At 58.6% G+C, this 21662-nt stretch carries 14 protein-coding genes and 1 tRNA gene; 9 read left to right on the top strand and 6 right to left on the bottom strand.

The genetic code is table 11. The features are described from left to right. Window positions 1–59: 59 nt before the first annotated feature. The 4 genes from puuE (at window position 60) to AC07UK_RS19880 (ending at window position 3262) form a co-directional block, all read left to right on the top strand. Complete coding sequence (puuE, locus tag AC07UK_RS19895; protein WP_494686206.1) at window positions 60–1010, top strand: allantoinase PuuE; 951 nt, start codon at window positions 60–62, stop codon at window positions 1008–1010. Then, window positions 1007–1525, top strand: a complete 519-nt coding sequence (gene uraD, locus AC07UK_RS19890; RefSeq protein ID WP_494686207.1) for a 2-oxo-4-hydroxy-4-carboxy-5-ureidoimidazoline decarboxylase — start codon at window positions 1007–1009, stop codon at window positions 1523–1525. The genes puuE and uraD overlap by 4 nt, the downstream gene beginning before the upstream one ends. Window positions 1526–1708: 183 nt before the next feature. Beyond that, window positions 1709–2776, top strand: coding sequence for a porin (locus tag AC07UK_RS19885; protein WP_436221107.1), 1068 nt, complete (start codon window positions 1709–1711; stop codon window positions 2774–2776). A gap of 240 nt (window positions 2777–3016) precedes the next feature. After that, the gene (locus AC07UK_RS19880) at window positions 3017–3262 is read left to right on the top strand and encodes a hypothetical protein (protein ID WP_013955972.1); all 246 of its coding nucleotides are present in this window, start codon (window positions 3017–3019) and stop codon (window positions 3260–3262) included. 110 nt (window positions 3263–3372) lie between these two features. On the opposite strand, the gene AC07UK_RS19875 is transcribed toward AC07UK_RS19880, so the two are convergent. After that, window positions 3373–5694: an NADP-dependent malic enzyme gene (locus AC07UK_RS19875; protein WP_494686208.1), complete on the bottom strand. Its 2322-nt coding sequence runs from the start codon at window positions 5692–5694 to the stop codon at window positions 3373–3375. 342 nt (window positions 5695–6036) lie between these two features. After that, entirely contained in the window at window positions 6037–6660 is a 624-nt protein-coding gene (locus AC07UK_RS19870) for a DUF4136 domain-containing protein (RefSeq protein WP_494686252.1), read from the bottom strand. 271 nt (window positions 6661–6931) lie between these two features. Here AC07UK_RS19870 and pepN point away from each other — a divergent pair, with 271 nt between their 5' ends. The 4 genes from pepN (at window position 6932) to AC07UK_RS19850 (ending at window position 12490) form a co-directional block, all read left to right on the top strand. Continuing rightward, a complete protein-coding gene (pepN, locus tag AC07UK_RS19865; RefSeq protein ID WP_494686209.1) occupies window positions 6932–9628 on the top strand; it encodes an aminopeptidase N in 2697 nt (898 codons plus the stop codon). Window positions 9629–9725: 97 nt separating this feature from the next. After that, window positions 9726–10742 carry a class 1 fructose-bisphosphatase gene (locus AC07UK_RS19860; RefSeq protein WP_013955968.1) on the top strand — a complete coding sequence of 339 codons (1017 nt, stop codon included), beginning with the start codon at window positions 9726–9728 and terminating at the stop codon, window positions 10740–10742. 152 nt (window positions 10743–10894) lie between these two features. Continuing rightward, a tRNA-Thr gene (locus tag AC07UK_RS19855) sits at window positions 10895–10970 on the top strand. Window positions 10971–11077: 107 nt separating this feature from the next. After that, on the top strand, window positions 11078–12490 hold the full coding sequence (locus tag AC07UK_RS19850) for a DUF6538 domain-containing protein (RefSeq protein WP_494686210.1): 1413 nt from the start codon (window positions 11078–11080) through the stop codon (window positions 12488–12490). Between the two features lie 306 nt (window positions 12491–12796). Here the strand turns inward: AC07UK_RS19850 and AC07UK_RS19845 are convergent, their stop codons facing one another. The 3 genes from AC07UK_RS19845 to AC07UK_RS19835 all read right to left on the bottom strand — a co-directional run bounded on the left by AC07UK_RS19845 (window position 12797) and on the right by AC07UK_RS19835 (window position 16183). Next, the gene (locus tag AC07UK_RS19845; protein ID WP_494686211.1) at window positions 12797–14113 is read right to left on the bottom strand and encodes a hypothetical protein; all 1317 of its coding nucleotides are present in this window, start codon (window positions 14111–14113) and stop codon (window positions 12797–12799) included. A gap of 60 nt (window positions 14114–14173) precedes the next feature. Beyond that, window positions 14174–14632, bottom strand: coding sequence for a hypothetical protein (locus tag AC07UK_RS19840; protein WP_494686212.1), 459 nt, complete (start codon window positions 14630–14632; stop codon window positions 14174–14176). A 948-nt stretch (window positions 14633–15580) separates the two neighbouring features. Further along, window positions 15581–16183: a recombinase family protein gene (locus AC07UK_RS19835; protein WP_494686213.1), complete on the bottom strand. Its 603-nt coding sequence runs from the start codon at window positions 16181–16183 to the stop codon at window positions 15581–15583. Between the two features lie 579 nt (window positions 16184–16762). Between AC07UK_RS19835 and AC07UK_RS19830 the strand changes: the two genes are divergently transcribed. Beyond that, complete coding sequence (locus AC07UK_RS19830) at window positions 16763–18592, top strand: hypothetical protein (RefSeq protein ID WP_494686214.1); 1830 nt, start codon at window positions 16763–16765, stop codon at window positions 18590–18592. A gap of 412 nt (window positions 18593–19004) precedes the next feature. Here AC07UK_RS19830 and AC07UK_RS19825 read toward each other — a convergent pair whose 3' ends face one another. Next, on the bottom strand, window positions 19005–21497 hold the full coding sequence (locus tag AC07UK_RS19825) for a DUF4062 domain-containing protein (protein ID WP_494686215.1): 2493 nt from the start codon (window positions 21495–21497) through the stop codon (window positions 19005–19007). Window positions 21498–21662: the final 165 nt, after the last annotated feature.

Genomic DNA, 21662 nt, shown 5'->3' with positions numbered 1-21662 from the left:
GTCGGCGCTTGCGGGCGGCGCGGCGGTGCCGGAAGTTTTCCTGAAGCAAGCAAAGACACATGACCAAAGATAACTATCCACGCGATCTCATCGGATACGGTGCCCGGCCGCCGCACGCCCGCTGGCCGGGCGGCGCGCGCGTTGCGCTGCAGTTCGTCCTCAACTACGAAGAAGGCGGCGAAAACTGCGTGCTGCACGGCGACGCCGCCTCCGAGCAGTTCCTCTCCGAGATCGTCGGCGCCGCGGCCTACCCCGACCGCCACATGAGCATGGAGGGCATCTACGAATACGGCTCTCGCGCCGGCGTCTGGCGCCTGCTGCGCGAGTTCGAGAAGCGCGGCCTGCCGCTGACCATCTTCGGCGTATCGATGGCGCTGCAGCGCCACCCGGAACTGACGCGCGCCTTTGTCGAACTGGGCCATGAGATCGCCTGCCACGGCTGGCGCTGGATCCACTACCAGGGCATCGACGAAGCCACCGAGCGCGAGCATATGCGCATCGGCATGCAGATCATCAAGGACCTGACCGGCGAGTTGCCGCTGGGCTGGTACACCGGCCGCGACAGCCCCAACACGCGCCGGCTGGTGGTGGAGCACGGCGGCCTCCTGTACGACTCGGACTACTACGGCGACGACCTGCCCTTCTGGACCGAAGTCGAAGTCACCGGCGGCGAGAAGAAGCCGCACCTGGTGGTGCCGTACACGCTCGACTCCAACGACATGCGCTTTGCCACGCCGCAGGGCTTCAATACCGGCGAACAATTCTTCCAGTACCTGAAGGACGCGTTCGACGTGCTGTACGAGGAAGGCGACCCCGACGGACAGGACAGCCCCAAGATGCTGTCGGTCGGCATGCACTGCCGCCTGCTCGGCCGCCCGGGCCGCTTCCGCGCGCTGCAGCGCTTCCTCGACTATGTGCAGGGACACGACAAGGTGTGGATCTGCCGCCGTGTCGACATAGCCCGCCACTGGGCCGATACCCACCCCTACACCCCCCGGAACCAAGCATGAGCCAGACCTGCACCATCGCCCAACTCAACACCATGCCTGTCGCGGAGTTCGTGCAGGTGCTGGGCGGCATCTACGAACATTCGCCGTGGTTTGCCGAGGCCGCTGCCGCGCAACGGCCCTTCGCCGACGGTGCCGCGCTGGCGCAGGCACTGCGCAAGGCCGTCGATGAAGCCGGCGAGGCGGCCCAGCTCAAGCTGGTGCGCGCCCACCCGGAGCTGGCCGGCAAGGCCGCCGTGCGCGGCGAGCTGACCGCCGAATCCACGCGCGAGCAAAGCGGCGCCGGCCTGAACCTGTGCACGCCCGAGGAGTTCGACCGCCTGCAGTCGCTCAACGCGGCCTACAACCAGAAGTTCGGCTTCCCGTTCATCCTGGCCGTGCGCGGCTACGACCGCCACGGGATCATCGCGGAGTTCGCGCGCCGCCTGGAAAACACGCCGCAGCAAGAGTTGCAAACGTGCATCAACCAGATCCATCGCATTGCGCAGTTCCGGCTTGACGACTTAGTATCCGCCTGAGCAAAAAAGCGTCACCTGTATAACAAAAAACGCTGTACCCGATGCCGCCGGCACCCCATGCACCACCCATCACCGAGCCAGGCCAGGCGGCACGAATAAAAGCACCAAGACATTAGAAGAACCCGACAGGGACCCAGTACACAACGTTCCAAGCAGGATCGATCAAACCACGGAGGTCTAACAATGCAGAAGCAGTACAAGCCGGCACTAAAGCTGGCGGTGGTAGCGGCTACCCTTTTTTCCGGCGCGGCCATGGCCCAGTCCAGCGTCACGCTGTACGGCCAGGCTGACATGTTCGTCGGCGGCGTCAAGAGCCCGGGTTCGGGCGAGCGCGCATGGGTGGCCAACTCGGGCGGTATGCAGACGTCCTACTGGGGCATCAAGGGCACCGAAGACCTGGGCGGCGGCACCAAGGCCATCTTCGACCTGAACGGGTTCTTCCGCACGGACAGCGGCAACAGCGGCCGCTTCAACGGGGATTCGATGTTCAGCCGCAATGCGTACGTCGGCCTGCAGAATGACAAGCTGGGTACGTTGAAGCTGGGCCGCAACACGACCCCGTACTTCATCTCGACCATCCTGTTCAACCCGCTGGTCGACTCGTACGTGTTCTCGCCGACCATCTTCCACACCTACTTCGGTTCCGCCAGCAATGGCGTGGTGGACCCGGGCATCATCGGCGACTCGGGCTGGAACAACTCGGTGCTGTATTCCACCCCGAACTTCGGCGGCCTGAGCGCGAACCTGATCTACTCGGCAGGCGAGAAGGCAGGTGCCGCGGGCCAGAACAAGTGGGGCGGCAACCTGATGTATTTCAATGGGCCGTTCGCCGCGACCGTCGCGTACCAGCAGGTCCGCTTCAACGCGGTTCCCGACGACCTGTCGAGCGCGGGCTTCAGCCGCCAGGACGCCGTCCTGGGCGGCATCACGTACGACTTCAAGGTGGTCAAGCTGTTCGCCCAGGGCCAGTACATCAAGACCAAGGCCAGCACGGCCGCCAGCGGCGACATCAAGCACACCAACGGTCAGGTCGGCGCCTCGGTGCCGATCGGTGCCGGCAACGTGCTGGCGTCCTACGCCTATGGCAAGACCGAGAACGCGATCGGTGACTTCAAGCGCAACACGTTTGCCGTCGCCTACGACTACAACCTGTCCAAGCGCACCGACGTGTACGCCGCCTACTACTACGACAAGATCACCGGCATCGAGCACGGCGATACCTTCGGCGTGGGCGTGCGTCACAAGTTCTGATGACGTAACCGCCTCACCGGCAGTCCTGCAGCCCGCCCTTCCGGCGGGCTTTTTCATTGCCGCGTTCGCATCACACCGTGCGGAAATCTGCCGCAGCAATGCTGCGCCGCGCCATCGCATGCCGTCAGGCAATACGGATCGAAAGCCAACATTTCATAGATGGATTCAATTGGAAGCCCCCCTTCACGCTTCCTAGATTGGTGTTCCGGACCCTCAAAACGACATTGAGAGAGGTGATTCATGCGGCGATACCCGAAGACCCGTTCCGAACTGATGGCCATCCTGAACCAGTGCCTCGACAACAACCCCGAGTGCGGCGAATGCGAACTGCACGCGGTGCGAATGCACCAGCCTGACCATACCGGATGCAACTGGAGCGCCGAGGTCGATTTCCCGCAGGAATATGTTGAAAATCTCGACACGCAGTTGGCCGCGGCCAAGTCGATCATCGTCGTGATGCGCGAGCAGTACAACGTGCTGCAATAGCAACCACGTCAAGTGCCCTCCCCTCGCGATTGCCGCGGGGCAGCATCAAACAAAAAGCCGGGTCAGACGACCCGGCTTTTTGCATTCTTGCTGACTGCGTTTTCAGCGCATCAGCGCACCGCGCTGCTCTCCGCCACGGCCACCGCCGTCATGTTGACGATACGGCGTGTGGTCGCCTGCGGGTTCAGGATGTGCACCGGCCTGGCCGCGCCCAGCAGGATCGGGCCCACCGTCACGCCCTGCCCGCCCGTGATCTTGAGCAGGTTGAAGGCGATATTGGCCGCGTCCAGCGTCGGCATCACCAGCAGGTTGGCGCTGCCGGCCAGCTTGGTCGACGGCAGGAAGTGGCGGCGCACGTCTTCGTCCAGTGCGGCGTCGCCCTGCATCTCGCCTTCCACTTCCAGGTGCGGTGCCACCTTGGCCAGGATCGCCGCAGCCTCGCGCATCTTGCGCGCCGACGGACGGGTCGAGGAACCGAACATCGAATGCGACATCAACGCGGCCTTGGGGATCAGGCCGAAACGCGCGATTTCCTCGGCGGCCAGTTGTGCGATCGCGGCCAGTTCCTCGGCGGAGGGATCGTCATTGACGAAGGTGTCAGTGATAAACAGCGTGTGCTTCTCCAGCATCAGCGCGTTCATCGCGGCGAACACCTTGGCGCCCGGCGCCAGGCCGATCACGTCACGCACGTGCTCGAGGTGAGCCTCGAAGCGGCCGACCGTGCCGCACAGCAGCGCATCGGCATCGCCCATGTGCATCAGCATCGTGCCGATCAGCGTGTTGGAGCGGCGCAGCGCCACCTTGGCCATGTCCGGCGTCACGCCGTCGCGACCGCGCAGCGCGTGGTAGGCCTCGTGGTAGGCGCGGTAGCGCGGGTCTTCTTCCGGATTGACCAGGTCGAAGTCCACCCCGGCCTTGAGGCGCAGGCCGGCCTTCTCGATACGCATCTGGATCACGTGCGGACGGCCAATCAGGGTCGGACGGGCCAGCCCTTCATCCACTACGGTCTGCACCGCACGCAGCACGCGCTCTTCCTCGCCCTCGGCGTAGGCCACGCGCTTGGGCGCGGCCTTGGCGGCCGAGAACACCGGCTTCATGATCAGGCCGGTGTGATAGACATAGGTGGACAGCTGCTGGCGATACGCTTCGAGATCCTTGATCGGGCGCGTGGCCACGCCGGATTCCTCGGCGGCCTTGGCCACCGCCGGCGCGATCTTCTCGATCAGGCGCTGGTCGAACGGGGTCGGGATGATGTAGTCCGGGCCGAACTTCAGCTCACGGCCGCCGTAGGCGGCGGCAACGGCGTCGTTCAGCTCGGCCTCGGCCAGCTCGGCGATGGCCTTGACGCAGGCCAGCTTCATCGCTTCCGTGATCTTGGTCGCGCCGCAATCCAGTGCGCCGCGGAAGATGTACGGGAAGCACAGCACGTTGTTGACCTGGTTCGGGTAGTCCGAACGGCCGGTGGCGATGATGCAGTCCGGGCGCGCGGCCTTGGCCACTTCCGGGCGGATTTCCGGCTCGGGGTTGGCCAGCGCCAGGATGATGGGCTTGTCGGCCATGGTCTTGACCATCTCGGCGGTCAGCACGCCGGCGGTCGAGCAACCCAGGAAGACGTCGGCGTCCTTGACGATGTCAGCCAGCGTGCGCGCCGAGGTGTCCTGTGCGTAGCGCGCCTTGTTGGCTTCCATGTTGGCGTCGCGGCCAACGTAGATCACGCCCTTGGAGTCCACCACGGAGATGTTCTCGCGCTTCACGCCGAGGCTGACCATGGTGTCCAGGCAGGCAATGGCAGCCGCGCCGGCGCCGGACACGGCCAGCTTCACCTTGCCGACGTCCTTGCCGACCACCTTCAGGCCATTGAGCAGCGCCGCGGTCGAAATAATGGCGGTGCCATGCTGGTCGTCGTGGAAGACGGGGATGTTCATGCGCTCGCGCAGCTTCTGCTCGATGTAGAAGCATTCCGGCGCCTTGATGTCTTCCAGGTTCACGCCGCCCAGCGTGGGCTCGAGCGCGGCGACGATCTCGACGATCTTGTCCGGGTCGCGCGCGTCGAGCTCGATGTCGAACACGTCGATGCCGGCGAACTTCTTGAACAGGCAGCCCTTGCCCTCCATCACCGGCTTGCCGGCCAGCGGGCCGATATCGCCCAGGCCCAGCACGGCGGTGCCGTTGGTGATCACGGCCACCAGGTTGGCGCGCGAGGTGTACTCGGCGGCAGTGGCGGGGTCCTTGGCGATTTCCTCGCAGGCATAGGCCACGCCCGGCGAGTAGGCCAGCGACAGGTCGCGCTGGTTTGACAGCGCCTTGGTCGCGGTTACCTGGATCTTTCCCTTGGTGGGGCTGCGGTGGTATTCCAGCGCAGCGAGGCGCAGTTGCGCTTCAGGACTGTTCGGGGCATGTTGCGGTGCATCACCGCTTTTCTTGCTGCTCATTGGCTCGTCCGGAAAATGGCCCGAACCGGAAGCGCCGCTCTCCCGCCAAGAACCGGCTCGGCCCCGATCGAGAAGTCTCAGGATACGGGCCGGCAGCGAAGGACAACGCCTGGCAGCGAAACTGGCGATTCCGGCAGACAGGCCGGAAAAATCGAGCAACCATTCTAGCCCACGTGTCCGCGCAAAGTACCACCAGAGCCCGCCTGCAGGCCGTTTTTTGAGTGGATTATTCCAGTTAAACAGCTTTTACCATTGCGTATGCAATGCAGGTGCAGACGCATGCCCCTGCATGCATCCGCACGCAGCGCCTTACCGGGACGGCGCGGCCAGGCTCCGGTCGCCCTACTTTGCGTTTTTCTCGACCTCCAGCGTCACCCGGCGCGGACGGCCGCTCTCGGCCGGGAAGTCGGTAAAGGCGCTGCGAATCAGGTAGGGCATGACCGCCGGCAGGCTGCCGTTCTCGGTCTGGTTCTGCGCGGTGACCTGGTAGATCCGCTTGCCGCTGGCCGCATCCCTGAAATACACCCGCAGGCTGGAGAACGTCACCGGCACGTCGCGCACCACGGTCTGCGGCGGCCAGTAGCCCGGCCCCCATGGGCCCCACGGACCCCAGGGCCCGTATGGGCGGTAGTTGCCAGGCCCCCAGTACGGGCCCCACGGGCCGTACCACGGGTCCGGGTAGACGGTCTCGGCCACGCGCACGATGCCGGGCGCGGCATCGAAGTCCATGCTGACGCGATAGCGCGCCTGTTTCGCCGGCACCTGCTCGAAGCCGATCCCCGCCAGCGCCGTGGCCAGCCACTGCTCATAGGTCTGGCGGTCCAGCTGCGCGGCCTGCTCGGCGCTGCGCTCGAAGCTGTAGGTGCGCGGCGCATCGTTCTGCCAGCCGGGCTGGCTGAACGCCGTGACATCGGTCATCACCGTGCTGGCGCACCCTGACAGCAACAGCGCCGCCAGGAACGCCATCGCCCCCCACCACCTGCGCGGCCCCGCCGCTCCTGCATTGCCGACACCGCCTGCGCGCTGCCACATAGTGCTACCTCGCTTTCCTCTGAATATCCACGTGTCTCTGAGACCACGCCGCCGGCGCGGAATTCCCCGCAGCATGCCGATGCCGTGCTGCGCCGGGCCGCGCCTCGACCCCTTGGCTACAATGAGGACTTCAGCGCCATGCTTCGCTGCCGCGCGCATGGCCCGCCCCCCTTTCCTAACGGTCTTCCGAAGACAGGATCTTTCCATGCTGCGCACCGACACGCCCGTTACCGTCTATCGCAAGGACTATACCCCGCCGCCGTTCGCCATCGACCACGCCGAGCTGGTGCTGGACCTCGATCCCCAGCGCACCATGGTCACCAGCACGCTGCGCTTCGCGCGCCAGGCCGGCGCGCCCGACGCACCGCTGGTGCTGGCCGGCGAGGAACTCGAACTGATCGGCGTCAGCCTGGATGGCAAGCCGGTCGCCAACGCGACCCAGGATGCCGGCACGCTGACCATCCCCGGCCTGCCGGCGCAGGGCACGCTGGAGATCACCACCGCGTGCCAGCCCGCGGCCAATACCACGCTGTCGGGCCTGTACGTATCCAACGGCAACTTCTTCACCCAGTGCGAAGCCGAGGGCTTTCGCCGCATCACCTACTTCCTGGACCGCCCCGACGTGATGGCGACCTACCGCGTCACGCTGCGCGCCGACCGCGCCGCCTACCCGGTGCTGCTGTCCAACGGCAACCTGGTGGGCCAGCGCGAACTGCCCGACGGCCGCCATGAAGCCGTATGGGAAGACCCGTTCCGAAAGCCGGCCTACCTGTTCGCGCTGGTCGCGGGCAAGCTCGAATGCATCGAGGAACGGATCCAGTCCACCTCCGGCAAGGACAAGCTGCTGCAGGTCTGGGTCGAGGCGCGCGACCTTGACAAGACCCGCCACGCCATGGATTCGCTGGTCCATTCGATCCGCTGGGACGAGCGCCGCTTCGGGCTGGAACTGGACCTGGATCGCTTCATGATCGTCGCCGTGGGCGACTTCAACATGGGCGCGATGGAGAACAAGGGCCTGAACATCTTCAACACCAAGTACGTGCTGGCCAACGCGCAGACCGCCACGGACACGGACTTTGCCAATATCGAGGCGGTGGTCGGCCATGAGTACTTCCACAACTGGACCGGCAACCGCGTGACCTGCCGCGACTGGTTCCAGCTTTCGCTCAAGGAAGGCCTGACGGTGTTCCGCGACCAGGAGTTCTCCGCCGACATGATGGGCTCGGAATCCGGCCGCGCAGTCAAGCGCATCGAGGACGTGCGCGTGCTGCGCCAGGTGCAGTTCCCCGAGGACGCCGGCCCGATGGCACACCCGGTGCGCCCCGACAGCTACGAAGAGATCAACAACTTCTACACGGTCACCGTGTACGAGAAAGGCGCCGAAGTCGTGCGCATGTACCAGACCCTGCTCGGCCGCGACGGCTTCCGCAAGGGCATGGACCTGTACTTCCAGCGCCATGACGGCCAGGCCGTCACCTGCGACGACTTCCGCGCGGCGATGGCCGATGCCAACGGCCGCGACCTGAGCCAGTTCGGCCTGTGGTACAGCCAGGCCGGCACCCCGGTGGTGACGGCGCGCACGGACTGGAACGGCGACGACGGCAGCCTGACGCTGACGCTGTCGCAGCGCTGCCCCAAGGTCGGCATCGAGACCCGCGCCGGCACGCCCGAGAAGCAGCCCTTCCATATCCCGTTCGCGCTCGGGCTGCTTGGCGCAGACGGCAAGGACCTGCCGCTGCAGCTCGAAGGCGAAAGCACGCCCGGAGCCACCACGCGCGTGCTCGACTTCACGCAGGCCGAGCAGCGCTTCCGCTTCATCAACCTGCCGCGCGGCGCCAGTGCCCCGCTGCCCTCGCTGCTGCGCAACTTCTCGGCGCCTGTGATCGTCGATGCCGAGTACACCGACTCGCAGCTGACCTTCCAGCTGTCGCACGACAGCGACGCCTTCAACCGCTGGGAAGCCGGCCAGCGCCTGGCCACGCGCGCGCTGCTGCAGCTGGTGGCAGACGTGCAGGCCGGGCGCGAGCTCAAGCTCGAGCCCGCGCTGGTGCAGGCCATGGGCGCCGTGCTGGCCGACGACACGCTCAACCCCGCCTTCCGCGAACAGGCGCTGGTGCTGCCCGCCGAGGCCTACCTGGCCGAGCGCATGGGCGTGGCCGATCCCGCCGCCATCCACCGCGCCCGCCAGTTCATGCGCGAAGGCCTGGCGCGCGCACTGCAGGCCGACTGGCTCGCCGCCTACGAGGGCAACGCCACGCCGGGCACCTACTCGCCCGATGCCACCTCCGCCGCCAGGCGCGCACTGCGCAACCTGGCGCTCAGCTACCTGGCCGACAGCGGCGATGCCGCGATGCAGGCGCTGGCCGAGCAGCAGTACCAGAACGCCGACAACATGACCGACCGCTTCGCCGCGCTGTCGGCCCTGGTCAACAGCTTCGCCCCCGGACGCGAGCACGCGCTGGCGGACTTCTACGAGCGCTTCGAGGACGACCCGCTGGTGATCGACAAATGGTTCTCGCTGCAAGGCATGCAGCGCGGTGAAGTCGGCCCGCACGCCGGCAAGCGCACCATCGACACCGTGCGCGCGCTGATGGAGCACCCCGCCTTCAACCTGCGCAACCCCAACCGCGCGCGTTCGCTGATCTTCAGCTTCTGCTCCGGCAACCCGGCCCAGTTCCACGCCCAGGACGGCTCGGGCTACCGCTTCTGGGCCGACCAGGTGCTGGCGCTAGACGCCATCAACCCGCAAGTGGCGGCGCGCCTGGCGCGGGTGATGGACCGCTGGCAGAAGTACGAACTGGCGCTGCGCGACCGCATGCGCGCCGAACTGGAACGCGTCGCCGCCAGCAGCACGCTGTCGCGCGACGTGCGCGAGATCGTCGGCAAGGCGCTGGCCACCTGAGCGGCGGGAACGACACAAGGAGGCGCGCCAACGCCCCCTTTGCCCGGCCAAGCGCGGCCGGGCATGTAGAATTGCGGCCATCCAAGGAGAACCAACCATGACTCGCATCAGCCTCACCCGCTACCTGGTCGAGGAGCAGCGCAAGCACAACACGATCCAGCCCGAACTGCGGCTGCTGATCGAAGTGGTCGCGCGCGCCTGCAAGGCCATTTCCAACGCCGTCAGCAAGGGCGCCCTCGCCGGCGTGCTGGGCTCGGCCGGCACCGGCAACGTCCAGGGCGAAACCCAGCAGAAGCTGGACGTGATCGCCAATGAAGTGCTGCTCGACGCCAATGAATGGGGCGGCCACCTCGCCGCCATGGCGTCGGAAGAAATGGAATCGTTCTACGAGATTCCCAACCGCTACCCGAAGGGCGAATACCTGCTGATGTTCGACCCGCTGGACGGCTCGTCGAACATTGACGTCAATGTCTCGATCGGCACCATCTTCTCGGTGCTGCACATGCCCAAGCCGGGCCAGACCGTGACCGAGGCCGACTTCATGCAGCCCGGCACCCACCAGGTCGCCGCCGGCTACGCCGTGTACGGCCCGCAGACCACGCTGGTGCTGACCGTCGGCAACGGCGTGCACATGTTCACGCTGGACCGCGAGGCAGGCAGCTTCGTGCTGACGCACTCCAACGTGACGATCCCGGACGACACCAAGGAATTCGCCATCAACATGTCGAACATGCGCCACTGGGCCCCGCCCGTGCGCCGCTATATCGACGAATGCCTGGCCGGCGAAGAAGGCCCGCGCGGCAAGAACTTCAACATGCGCTGGGTCGCCTCGATGGTCGCCGACGTGCACCGCATCCTGACCCGCGGCGGCGTCTTCATGTACCCGTGGGACAAGCGCGAGCCGGAAAAACCCGGCAAGCTGCGCCTGATGTACGAAGCCAACCCGATGGCCATGCTGGTTGAACAGGCCGGCGGCGCCGCCACCAACGGCCACCAGCGCATCATGGACGTGCAGCCCGAAAAACTGCACCAGCGCGTCTCCGTGATCCTGGGCTCCAAGAACGAAGTGGAACGCGTCACCCGCTACCACCTGGAAGCCGAAGGCAAGGCCTGATTCCGGCCGCGCGGCAACAGGACGGGGGGCGCCCAGGTGGCGCCCCGTTTTCTTTCGGCCCCGGCCGGATGGCACGGGCGACACAAAAGGGGTTCACAAGGCGGAAAAACGCTGCTACTATTGCGGGCTGTTCCAGTTCACCGGAACATGTTGCCGAAGTAGCTCAGTCGGTAGAGCAGCTCATTCGTAATGAGAAGGTCGGGGGTTCGATTCCTCTCTTCGGCACCATCGCAAAGGGTCTACACTGACCCGAAAGCCAGTCCTGGCAAGGGTTCCAAGGATTCCGACGCTGTGTGTGGGTACCACTTCGAGTACCTCAGGAGTACCACACGGCTATGGCTATCATCCCCCTCACCGCAATCCTGTCAGTCAAGGTCAGATACCTCTGGCTGAAGAGCCCAACGGGTTCGTTCTATTTCAAGCGCAGAATCCCCGAAGACATACAGCCCTACCTTGGCGGCAAGACCTTCATCCAGGAGTGTCTGCATACCAGAGACCCCAAGGAGGCCGCCAGGAAGATTGCTAGGCTGGTTCAGAAGACCAACACGGCATGGGCTCACCTGCGATCACCTACCCGCCCGTCCACCATTGAACAGGCCGAACAGCTCCCGCAACAGTTCGGGGTAGATCGCAGCACCCCCAAGGTCCATGAAGAGGCCCTAGCCCCGTTCTTTGACGAGAGAAAAAGCCTGCTATCGGTCAAGGCCAGGGATGACCTGTACCAAGACCAGACGCAAGGCATATCGGTCGGACCCCAGGACATTGACAAACACCTGTCACCAACCACGGCAGCAGCCTTGGTTATGGCCCAGGGAGGGATGGAATTCCTGGCCTCTGACTGCCTGGACATGTACCTTCGGATGCGGGCACACACCCCCAGGGCAAGGAAGACTGCCACCTTCCCTTTCAACTACTTGATAGAACACCTAGGCGATAGAGACATCAGGAAGTACCGAAGGGCAGACGCTAACGAATTCGTCAAGCACCTGCTCACTGGCGGTAACGGTAAGAAGCCAATCGCTACCACTACCGTACAGCGCTACCTGAACACCCTTAAAGCAGCCTGGGGGCTGGCTACCAAGGAAAACGAACTTGACCTGAAGAACCCCTGGGCATCCATCGAGATACCTAGGCTAGGCAAGGACGCCCAGAAGAGGGAGTCATTCACGGTCCCGGCATACAGGGCTCTCATGGCAGCCATAGACGCTACCGGGCTGGATGACCTTCGCTGCATGATCGCTCTGGTTGCAGAGACCGGCACTAGGTTGGGTGAGATTGTTGGTCTGGCGGTGAGCGACTGCCACCTCCATGCAGCAGTACCGTACATCGACCTCAAGCCTCATTCAGGGCGCAGCCTCAAGACCGACCAAAGCGCCAGAAAGGTACCTTTAACGGCAAAGGCTCAGGAGGTGGTAAAGATGGCTGTGCGGCTGCGGGGGGCCAGTCCATACCTCTTTCCTCGCTACACGGACGACCAGGAATGCAAGTCCGATTCTGCCTCCGCCACTTTGCTTAAATGGGTCAGGCCCAGGCTCAAGGCCGCTGGTATCGATGCAACTGGGTTGGATATCCACTCCATGCGCCATGGCATGAGAGACCTGTTACGAGAAGTTCACGCCCCCGATTCAGTAGCCGATCAACTCCAGGGCTGGAAAGCTCAGGGGATGGGGGCTAGATACGGGTCAGGGTATTCTCTGGAGAGGCTGAGGGAGTGGCTGGACAAGGCGACAGCGCTTTATGTCGCATAGGCTGGGCCGTGGTGATCCTGTTGCCAGATAGTGGCAGCCCCCGGTTTCCGTCTATTGATATGGTTATGGGCCCCTCATAAGGGGAAGGTAAGGATTACTACCATTAACAACACTATATTAATATCGAATAGAATGTACCTATGGATGGTTGTGTGGTGAGTGAGTGAATGGTACAGGAATGGATAAATACAGAGACATAGGACTAGGCTGTATCCCTACATCAATGTCCATGGCATTGCCAATACTGGCATAGTAGGGGCGTACCTAGGCAGACCCCTGGTTTTCCTAGCCCCCTCAACACTACCATTACACTTCGATTCCAACTACACCCTCAAAGCCGGTAAATTCCCTGAATACCGACAGCATAATGTCCTTGGTGTCTTCCTGGTGGTCCTCCGATACCATCACGGCATCGTGAATCGGTAATGCGATGATACCCTGTTCCATTAGGCGGGTCAGCACCTTTATCAGAATGCGACTCTCTTCGTAGAAAAGCCGCAGCCCTACGCCCGTATTGAAGGACTCTGCTATTGGCTTATGGAAGTCCCTGATAAGGCTAGTCGCTTGATACACTGTCATCCCCCTCGGTAGACCAGCCTTGGAGCCCTGGGGAAGTCTGCCTAGGGGCTTGCCTGTGTGTATCATTGCATTCATCACTTTCTTTACCCCGTCCCGGTGATCGAGCAGACCCGGTACGCTGTATGCGTCTTCAAAGTGAGGCTGGATACCAGCTAGTCCATACAGAATCCGTGGACACATCTGGCCATAATCCAGTGTCGCTATTGGCAAACCATCAATCAGCAATCCATATCGCCGCTCATCCTTGGGCAGGCTGAGCCAAAATCCCCCGAAGAATCGCCCACCTTGCTCAAAGCTCCCATTGTTAAACACACGGAGAAGCCTGCGGGAAGATGTGTCAACTGCTTTCTTTGTTTCATTGAGGGGAACATATTCCAGGTCCGCCCGCTCCAGCCAGCCATTAATGCGCCCCAGTTCTTCCCTGAATGCAATGGTCTGTGGGGTGTCATCGTACTGAATCCATTTGCCCTTGTCGAAATGGTCTTCCTTGTCTGCCTTGAGGATGATGATTTCCTCGCTTGGCTCCAGGCCGAAATCTTCCAAGCCCAGGCCATGCTCGATAATGCGGTCCCTCAGTCTTGAGCCAGCCCGCATCATCGTTTGCCGGTTGCCGTCTATTAAAAATGGATTCTGGTAGCCAATCTCTAACTCCGCAAACTCCATTTCTGGTCTCGCCATCTTGCGGGCCACGTCCGGCAGCGTTTTCCCCAGCACTCTAGGGCGGTAGCGGTCATTGCTGCCCAGGACTCGCTTTGAGAAAGGCACTGCGATTTTTCCTCCAGGCACGGTAAGTTCCCTGTGGGCAAGATCACAAACTAGCGCTTCAATTTGACGCTCGAACATTTGCTGATCTAACGGCTTGCGAGCCCGTTTCCTCAGCTTGTCATGCCATTCCAAATTTTGAATCTGATTCCGCACATCCACGATTAAGGCGTGAGCCCCCGTGCTCTTGGCGATACGAAAACCATTGAATGGACGATCTCTCGGCGCTTGGGTGAGTTCGGTTTTCGTCCCAAGCTTGAACTCGGGGGCTACAAATTCCATTTAAATCATCGCTCGTTCATTTTTCCTTGCAGCCTCACTCATTGAGTCAAGTAGAATAATTCACTCAATGCCATGGTTTTTCAGGATTTTCTTGGCGTGTTCCTTGGCAGCTTTTTCCAAGAATTGTTGGATGGAGTGATAGCCTCCATAGTTGGCCATGATCCACTGGATTTTTGCATGGAGCTTCGGGTCCAGCTTGAAGCCATAGCCAATGCGGTCCTTGTGGGTCTCAGCGTCCTTCATACCGTGCCAAGGGTATTCGTGCGTGGAATTATCGATTTTCAGACCCCCTTCAGGCGTTCCAAGAGTTGCAGCCCCTTGCTGGAAGCTGTTTTCCGATACAGCAGGTTCATGGAAATTGAGACTCTTCTGAGGTTCTGCGTAATTGACCTCCTTGGTTTGCTCTTCAGCCTTTTCCGTTGCGGGCTTCTCAGTGAGCAGGGTTTGCTCCTTGAGCTTGGCAAGCAAAACCTCAAGGGCTTCCAGGTCACCAGAGGTAAAGCGGGAGTTATCAAACATGGTTACTTATTCACTAGGTGATTTTCGGTCGATATGAATACAGGGCGGCCTGATCTGATACACAGCTCTTTCCTGCCGCGAGGCGGCAATGTAATCGGTTTTCTGTTGAGGTGTAAACCCCCCGAAAAATGCCTAATTGTGCATAATGAGCCGCATTATCCACCGCTTTTTTAGGCTTAGCTTAAAATGCCATTTTCCGGCGAATCCGCTTGGCGGCCCCCTCGTTAACCACATTAAGAGCGCAGAGGAAGAAGATGATTCGGGTAGGGAGCAAGAGTATTTAAGTTGTACCTTAAAGCTGGGTGGCTCGAAACTGGTGGCTGAAAAAAACTAAACCCACGCTGGAGTTATGGACTTGGGTGGAGTTGAAAGCGCCGTTGAGTGCCCATATGGCCAATTCATTGTTGAATGCGGCAACCTAGGGGGTTCCCCGGTACTCCGGCATACCTTGGAGCCATGTGCGCTCTCTCAGCCTTGGCCACCCTTTTCAGGATCATCTCAGGCAGAATACGCCCCAGATTAAATCGGTCTTTCAATGAGGATAAAAATGAGAATGGTGCTGTGGCTGGGCGCGGTCCTTGGCTGGGTGCGTATCTGTATCGGACGTGACCCCGTGGGGCGGTGGGACCTACGTGGTTGAAAGCCGTGTGGCAGGGAACCCCACGAAGTCCTGGACTGAGATTAAGGGGCTGGCTGTGAAGCGAGCAGACGCCTACTGCCGGGAGCAGGGTAAAGGAATGGAACTCGTTGGAGACATTGAGACCCGTGGGGCCCATGGCTGGACACCCTTGGAGGCTGAGGTCAGGTTCAAGTGCGTTGGCTAGCTAGCGGGAGGGAGGGCTGTGGGGATTGATACTCACCTGTCCATCTTTCTTCATCAAAGGCCGTGTGCGGAGTAGTGCCTAATTTCCGTATTGAGAATGGCTCGCATCTGTAGTGGACTAATGGCTAAGCCTTCACTTCCCGCATATACCGCTTTACCGTAGCCGTACCAATACCGAACTTCTCAGCAGTCTGGGCAATGCTGGCTCCATTCTCAGCTCTCCAGGCTGCTACCTCAGCCGCATCAGCAGCCTTGGCACGTCCCTGGTAGCTCTCAGGGCGCTCCCGCTTGGCAACCTCAATCCCCCGGCGCTGCATCTCCCTACGGTTCAGGTAATCCGCTTCACCTTGGGCCGCCATAAAGGCCAATACAGCGTCCCTGGTGGCCTTGGCAATGGCATCGGTAGCCTGACCATCAAACTCCATGCCATTAAGCGTACAGACCACCTTCACGCGCATATCCATCAGCTCCCGCATGGTCCTGTGCAGCTCATCGTAGCGGCGTGAGATACGGTCCAGCCAGCGCACATACAGAACCCCTCCATCGCTTAGCTTGTCCATGACCCGTGACCATTCAGCCCGGTCTGTTGGTGCTACGTGGTAGCCACTGACACCCTCATCAATATGGACATGCTTGGCAGCAACACCCTGCTTAGCTGCATCCTCATACTGGCTGGCAGAGGTCTGCCCTTCTGTGGTGCTGATACGCCCGTAGTAGACCGTCTTCATTTCCTGCCCCTAGCTCACCTGGATCAATTGGTTGGTGGATCAATACTATGGGGTGGATCACAAACAGTCAACCCTAATGATCCATGTTAATGAGGACTTTTGCCATGGCTCAGCTTGTATACCCCAACGATCCAACTCAATGGGCCCACTGGCCTAATACCAAGAGAACCGGCCAGGGATTCCTCCCCCTTCACCAGTGCTATGGCTGCAGGTCAGGTTCTCGCTCCATACCGAGCGGTCCATCAGGCTTGTTTGGATGGTACCTACTCAGCAGACAAGGTACCCCGTACGGGTGGTGAGGAAAGGCACTTCAAAAAGACCGCTAAAGACCCTTCTGATTGTTTGTTGTTCCGCCTTCACGCTGGGGGGCACAGGTAGGATTTTGATATGAGTAGAAGCAAAGGTGCTCCCGTATCACCGTCACCCTTAACTACCGCAGCTTTCCGAGCTAAGCGTGGCGGCTTCAGTATGAGAGGTGTCCCTGTTAGCCACGCAAGAAGGTAAATTCGGAAAGATCCCGCTGGCTGTCAATGCTGCTAGAATGCTTTGAGTGCAAAAGAAGCAACAAGGAGATGGATAATGCTGGAGGATGTGGAAAAGGTTTCGGCTGCCTTGGAGAATGTATTTAAGGAGTCTAGTAATTTTATAGTTATTGGACTGACAGGTAGGACTGGGTCCGGGTGCTCCACCGCTGCTCAGATTTTATCGGGTGATCTACTGAATTTGCCAGAAGCTGGAGCCTCACATTACACCGGAAATGAGGCACGAAAGTTCAGAATAGTTAAGCGTTACATTGAACCCCATTGGCACCCTTTCAAATGGCTGCAGGTGAGATCTGTTATTACGCGTTATATCCTTGTATTGAGCTTTGCTGAGTTTACAAAACTTGTCGCCGAAATTCTCGGGGACAATCTTTCCGATGTTAGGGATAAGCTCAAGAACTTCAAGCCAGAGTATGAGGAAGCGCACGTAAGGATAAAGGATTACTTAGGCGCCAAAGACGACACAATTGAGTCTCAAGGTAACAAGAAGAAGGCAGCCTATCAAATATATTTTGAATGGCTCCCCATTTTCTCTGACAAGCTCAGGGAGCACTTGAGAAAACTCTCTATTGATGCCTATACGAGGGTCTATCAGATAGTGGGAGACAATATCAGGACATCAGGCTGCGCTAACAATAGCAAGTTTGATCCTGATAAGATATTTAGCCTCTCCGTAACGATCAATAAGGTCATCAAGTCGGCTCGCTTTGTGTCTCACCAAGAGGGCGAGCCTTGCTATATAGTGATCGACGCAATCCGGAATCCCTATGAGGCCATGTTCCTCAAGGAAAGATACGCAGACTTTCATTTGCTTGCCGTCAATACAGCTAATGAAAATCGACTTTCGCATTTGCGTAATAGTCGAAAATTCTCCGATCAGCAGATTCTCGATCTCGATGCCAAGGAGTATCCTGATAAGCTGAGTGGCTACAGAAAATATACATCCCAGAATATCCAGAAGTGCATTGAGGTATCGGATATTCACGTAAACAATCCACGTACCGATCAGTACGGGCACAGCCAACTCAGATGTCAATTGGCATGGTATGTATCATTAATGATGCATCCCGGCTTGATTATGCCTACATCGATTGAGAGTGGCATGCAAATCGCCTACAGCGTTAAGCACAATTCCGGATGCATTTCAAGGCAAGTCGGCGCGGTAGTTACGGATGCAAACTATTCGGTAAAGGCAGTGGGGTGGAATAATTCTGCTCAGGGTCAGGTTCCATGCCTCTTGCGTAGTGCCGATGATCTGCTCAATGGCATCGATGAGAAAGCATACAGCCACTATGAAAAGAATGATGACACCTTCCGAGCAGTGCTCTCACATAAATTTTCGGGGGTCTTGGGCACAAAGACACTGAATGGTAGGAATCTTTGCTTCTGTTTTAAGGACCTACAGAATGAGGTGGACAAGGAAAAAAATCAAGTTCACACTCGATCACTTCATGCCGAAGAAAATGCTTTTCTTCAAATCTCGAAATACGGTGGTCAGCAGTTGCAGGGTGGCGTCCTATTTACTACAGCAAGCCCTTGTGAGCTGTGTGCAAAGAAAGCTTATCAGCTCGGAATTAGCAAAATCGTCTATATTGACCCCTACCCGGGAATTGCGACGAGTCACGTGCTCTCATCCGGTGAGCATGCGCCGATGTTGGAGTTATTCAGAGGCGCTGTCGGGCGAGCGTTCCATAAACTCTATCAACCCATAATGCCCTTCAAGGATGAGCTTGATATGCTTCTATCAATTCCGAAGATGAGCAACAGGAAGGAAGATAGAATTAAGAGCCTAGAGGATGAGAACGGATTGCTAAAAAATCAAATTGAGAGACTGAAAGAGCAACTGAAGCACGCAGCACGCAATTGAGGGGGAGCTGCGTCGACGTCGATAACTAAGCCGAGGGCTGCTGCCGCTGGGGAGGGTCGCTGGCTCGCTCGCTGATGCTGGCTGGCAAAGTACCCCCTCCCCCCCACTACCCCAGCCCTCACTTCAAAAAAGCCGCTAAAGCCTTTGCTGTATTGCTGTTGTTCGGCCTTGTGCGAGTGAGACCGCCACCAAGAAATAGACCCCTGCCCCCCCGGGGAGCTTCGGCAGAAGAGAGGGGGCCATGTTTGCCACAAGGGTGACCCGAGGCAGAAGCGAGAGATCAACTTCAAAACAGAGAGTTAAACGTCATTTTGCAGTATGTTTCTGTTATTTCCGCATTGGAGCCTCGAAAGCGACTTGATTTGATTGTTATTCATCACCTGCACCAAGGCGATGAACTGAAAATAGATGGTCAAAGCCAGTCGTTGTTGTGGTATATCTCTTTGTTTAATGCGATTCGTGCGGATCTTCTTAGACGCTCTAGCGGTACGAAAATCCCAAAATCCAGCCAGTGAATAACATTGTAGAAATGTTGCTCATCGCTTGAGATGTAGGCATCCAGAAGACCGCGTAACCTCTCCCTTGAGAGAGAGACGACACTTTTCAGAGCGCTACATTTCCGTATCCGGTCGCTATCTGATCGTAGCAGTCGCGCAATTGTAACATCAGCAAGATCTGCGAATTCTATATCTGGGATTACACCGACAAATTGCACCAGCAGACTATCTTGGATGGACAAAGCCAATACTTCGGACAGCCGATTCTTGCCTAGTGCATATATAGCGTGCGCTGCCTTCTCGTATTTCGAATCAACGTTACCTGACAGAAGTAAACTGGCAGTCATTCCACCAGAGCGAGTTGTTGATTCTATGATCAGGGGAATATCTTCCCATTCGCCAAAGCTGGACAAATATTCAGCATCATCTGCAGAGTAATCGAGGGTTCCGCTCTTCAAGGCGAGCCTTACCCGATTAAGATCCTGCGGGGAGCGTTGGCGACAAACTAGATCTAAAGCGCGGCGGGTGTGTCGTGTGCGGGTGAAGGTCTCCAAGCCGCGAGTTTTTTTTAGCAAATCACTGTCTCCGTGATACCTCGCCTCCATTCGCGCCAAGGCAGCCCGAAATTCCGTCTGATACCGATCGTCAATCGATTTTCGTATCTTTTCTCCATAGACATTGAAATGACGCTCCGCGAGCACAAAAGTTGCCGAGAGGTCGAAAATTGAATCGGACTCGACGGCCCTCTCCAATTCCTCGTCTGATAATGACCTGAGTTGATCAATTTCGAATTGTTCTAAACAACGCTTACCACTCTGATCCCCGAAGCTAAGTAGGCTCAAGGCATTGCCAGGAAGTTCTTTGACCAATATAGCCTTGGCCTCAGCCTCAGAGAAATGGCGGCCTTCGGCGAGGAGGGATCGCATTGCCAGGTACCTCACATCGGCATCACTATCCACAAGCAACCTCTCTGCGACCTCACGGGATAAAGCTTGCCGCTTGCTCAGTAAGCTGACCACAGTCTGACGCACCTCGGCACTCTGATTTTCGACTCCTGCCATCAATAGATCGGTACTAATTGTGTCACCCTTACCGAAAAGGGCCCTTAGTAGGCTACGCCTAATTGATGTCGGTTGAAGTTCGTAGAGCACGCGAATTGCCTTTTCTCGGCTGTCCCGAAGGCTAATGGCGATTAATGTCTCCGTTGCTGATCTAGCGATTTGATTATCATTACCGTCAACGACTTTGCGAACAGCCTCAAGGTCTGCGGTGATCCCACAATCCGTGAGATAGTCTAAAGCGGCTGATTTTAAAGGTGCAGTTTTGTCCTCTGCGAACCATGCGTCGAGGAAGCCCCCCCGATCTAATTTTAGATCAGCATGGAGAGGCTCGGCAATTATGGTCATGGCCCTCAATGCACCAATATGGCGATCTACTGAGGGACCCATCAAGGTGAGAATTGGCAGTAGGTGGCGCTCGAAACCATTAATCTTATCAAACCAACCCCACAGCGGCGCATTCTCATTTGGATAATACTCGAGACTGCTTCCTATTATGCCCAGATATTCTCTATTTCCGAAGTTGAAGTAGCTTCCCGCGGTATAGAGCAGATTCAAATCATGAACGCCAATGGGCTGCGCATCGTTTCCTTGACTCCCCACCAGATTGGCGAGTAGTCGAAATCTAGCCACCTCCACTGCTTTGGTTTCTTCTTTGCCAGGATCATTTTCGATCCGTAAAATAAAATCCCTGAGAAACTTTGCTGCTTCTCCGGAGAAAGGAGACTCCGCTGCCGTGCCGGCGGTTCCGGAGGAACTTTGTTGTTTCCCTCCAGTTGTCGGAGCTTGACTGAGGTCAGCAATCTGGTCCAGCTCCTTTGTTCTAAGAGCCTTAACATGATGCGCTATGCAACGATGGAACTTTGTCTCAAATTCTTTGAGATTTGAGAAATTTTCGAAAAGAATAGACTTTCTATCGATTAGTTCTTGCCTAAATGCAAGCACTTTTTTTAATCCATCCCCCGGGTCACGCAAAAACTCCTGCTCAATTGTCTTGAAGAACAGACTAATTTCAGGCACTCCCTGGCTATTGCGCCGCTCTACCGAAGTCCGAAACTCTTCTTCGAATCCCGAAGTGTATGGACCAGAAGTGCTGGGCGGTGTCCCCCAATGCTTCCACATAAGCCCAACGAAAAGCTCACAACGCTCTAGCTCGCGGTTGATGGTCGCTTGTGGGCGCCCAAATGTCGAAACAGTGTCCTCCCAACCGACAAGCTCAACCTGGTATCCAAATTCGTCGGCCCACAGCGCATTAAACTCGTCAACAACTGCTTTTGCCGCTTGGCGCTCGGCAGTCAAATCGCCAGGAGACCCTAGGAATACCTTTACCAACTTCCGGCTATCGGCCATGTCTTCTTCAATCAGGAACGCTCTTGGGGCTCCATCTTACAAGAGGCAGAATGGAATGCCAGATCCCTGAATTGCAGACGGACTATCGATTTCGCATGATTCATAGCAACACAGCCGCTTGTGGGTTCCGTTAGCGGCCCGGCAGCACGTCCGGAAACCATAGGC

The organism is Cupriavidus sp. GW821-FHT07C08 (genome assembly GCF_059419025.1).
Note: the sequence above shows the minus strand (reverse complement) of the source record. Positions and strands in the feature narration are given on the sequence as shown.

Coding starts and splice junctions, on each gene's coding strand:
- AC07UK_RS19850 (WP_494686210.1), top strand. CDS start 11,078: ATGGCTATCATCCCCCTCACCGCAATCCTGTCAGTCAAGGTCAGATAC.
- AC07UK_RS19840 (WP_494686212.1), bottom strand. CDS start 14,632: ATGTTTGATAACTCCCGCTTTACCTCTGGTGACCTGGAAGCCCTTGAG.
- uraD (WP_494686207.1), top strand. CDS start 1,007: ATGAGCCAGACCTGCACCATCGCCCAACTCAACACCATGCCTGTCGCG.
- pepN (WP_494686209.1), top strand. CDS start 6,932: ATGCTGCGCACCGACACGCCCGTTACCGTCTATCGCAAGGACTATACC.
- AC07UK_RS19885 (WP_436221107.1), top strand. CDS start 1,709: ATGCAGAAGCAGTACAAGCCGGCACTAAAGCTGGCGGTGGTAGCGGCT.
- AC07UK_RS19825 (WP_494686215.1), bottom strand. CDS start 21,497: ATGGCCGATAGCCGGAAGTTGGTAAAGGTATTCCTAGGGTCTCCTGGC.
- AC07UK_RS19860 (WP_013955968.1), top strand. CDS start 9,726: ATGACTCGCATCAGCCTCACCCGCTACCTGGTCGAGGAGCAGCGCAAG.
- AC07UK_RS19875 (WP_494686208.1), bottom strand. CDS start 5,694: ATGAGCAGCAAGAAAAGCGGTGATGCACCGCAACATGCCCCGAACAGT.
- AC07UK_RS19835 (WP_494686213.1), bottom strand. CDS start 16,183: ATGAAGACGGTCTACTACGGGCGTATCAGCACCACAGAAGGGCAGACC.
- puuE (WP_494686206.1), top strand. CDS start 60: ATGACCAAAGATAACTATCCACGCGATCTCATCGGATACGGTGCCCGG.
- AC07UK_RS19845 (WP_494686211.1), bottom strand. CDS start 14,113: ATGGAATTTGTAGCCCCCGAGTTCAAGCTTGGGACGAAAACCGAACTC.
- AC07UK_RS19830 (WP_494686214.1), top strand. CDS start 16,763: ATGCTGGAGGATGTGGAAAAGGTTTCGGCTGCCTTGGAGAATGTATTT.
- AC07UK_RS19880 (WP_013955972.1), top strand. CDS start 3,017: ATGCGGCGATACCCGAAGACCCGTTCCGAACTGATGGCCATCCTGAAC.
- AC07UK_RS19870 (WP_494686252.1), bottom strand. CDS start 6,660: ATGGCGTTCCTGGCGGCGCTGTTGCTGTCAGGGTGCGCCAGCACGGTG.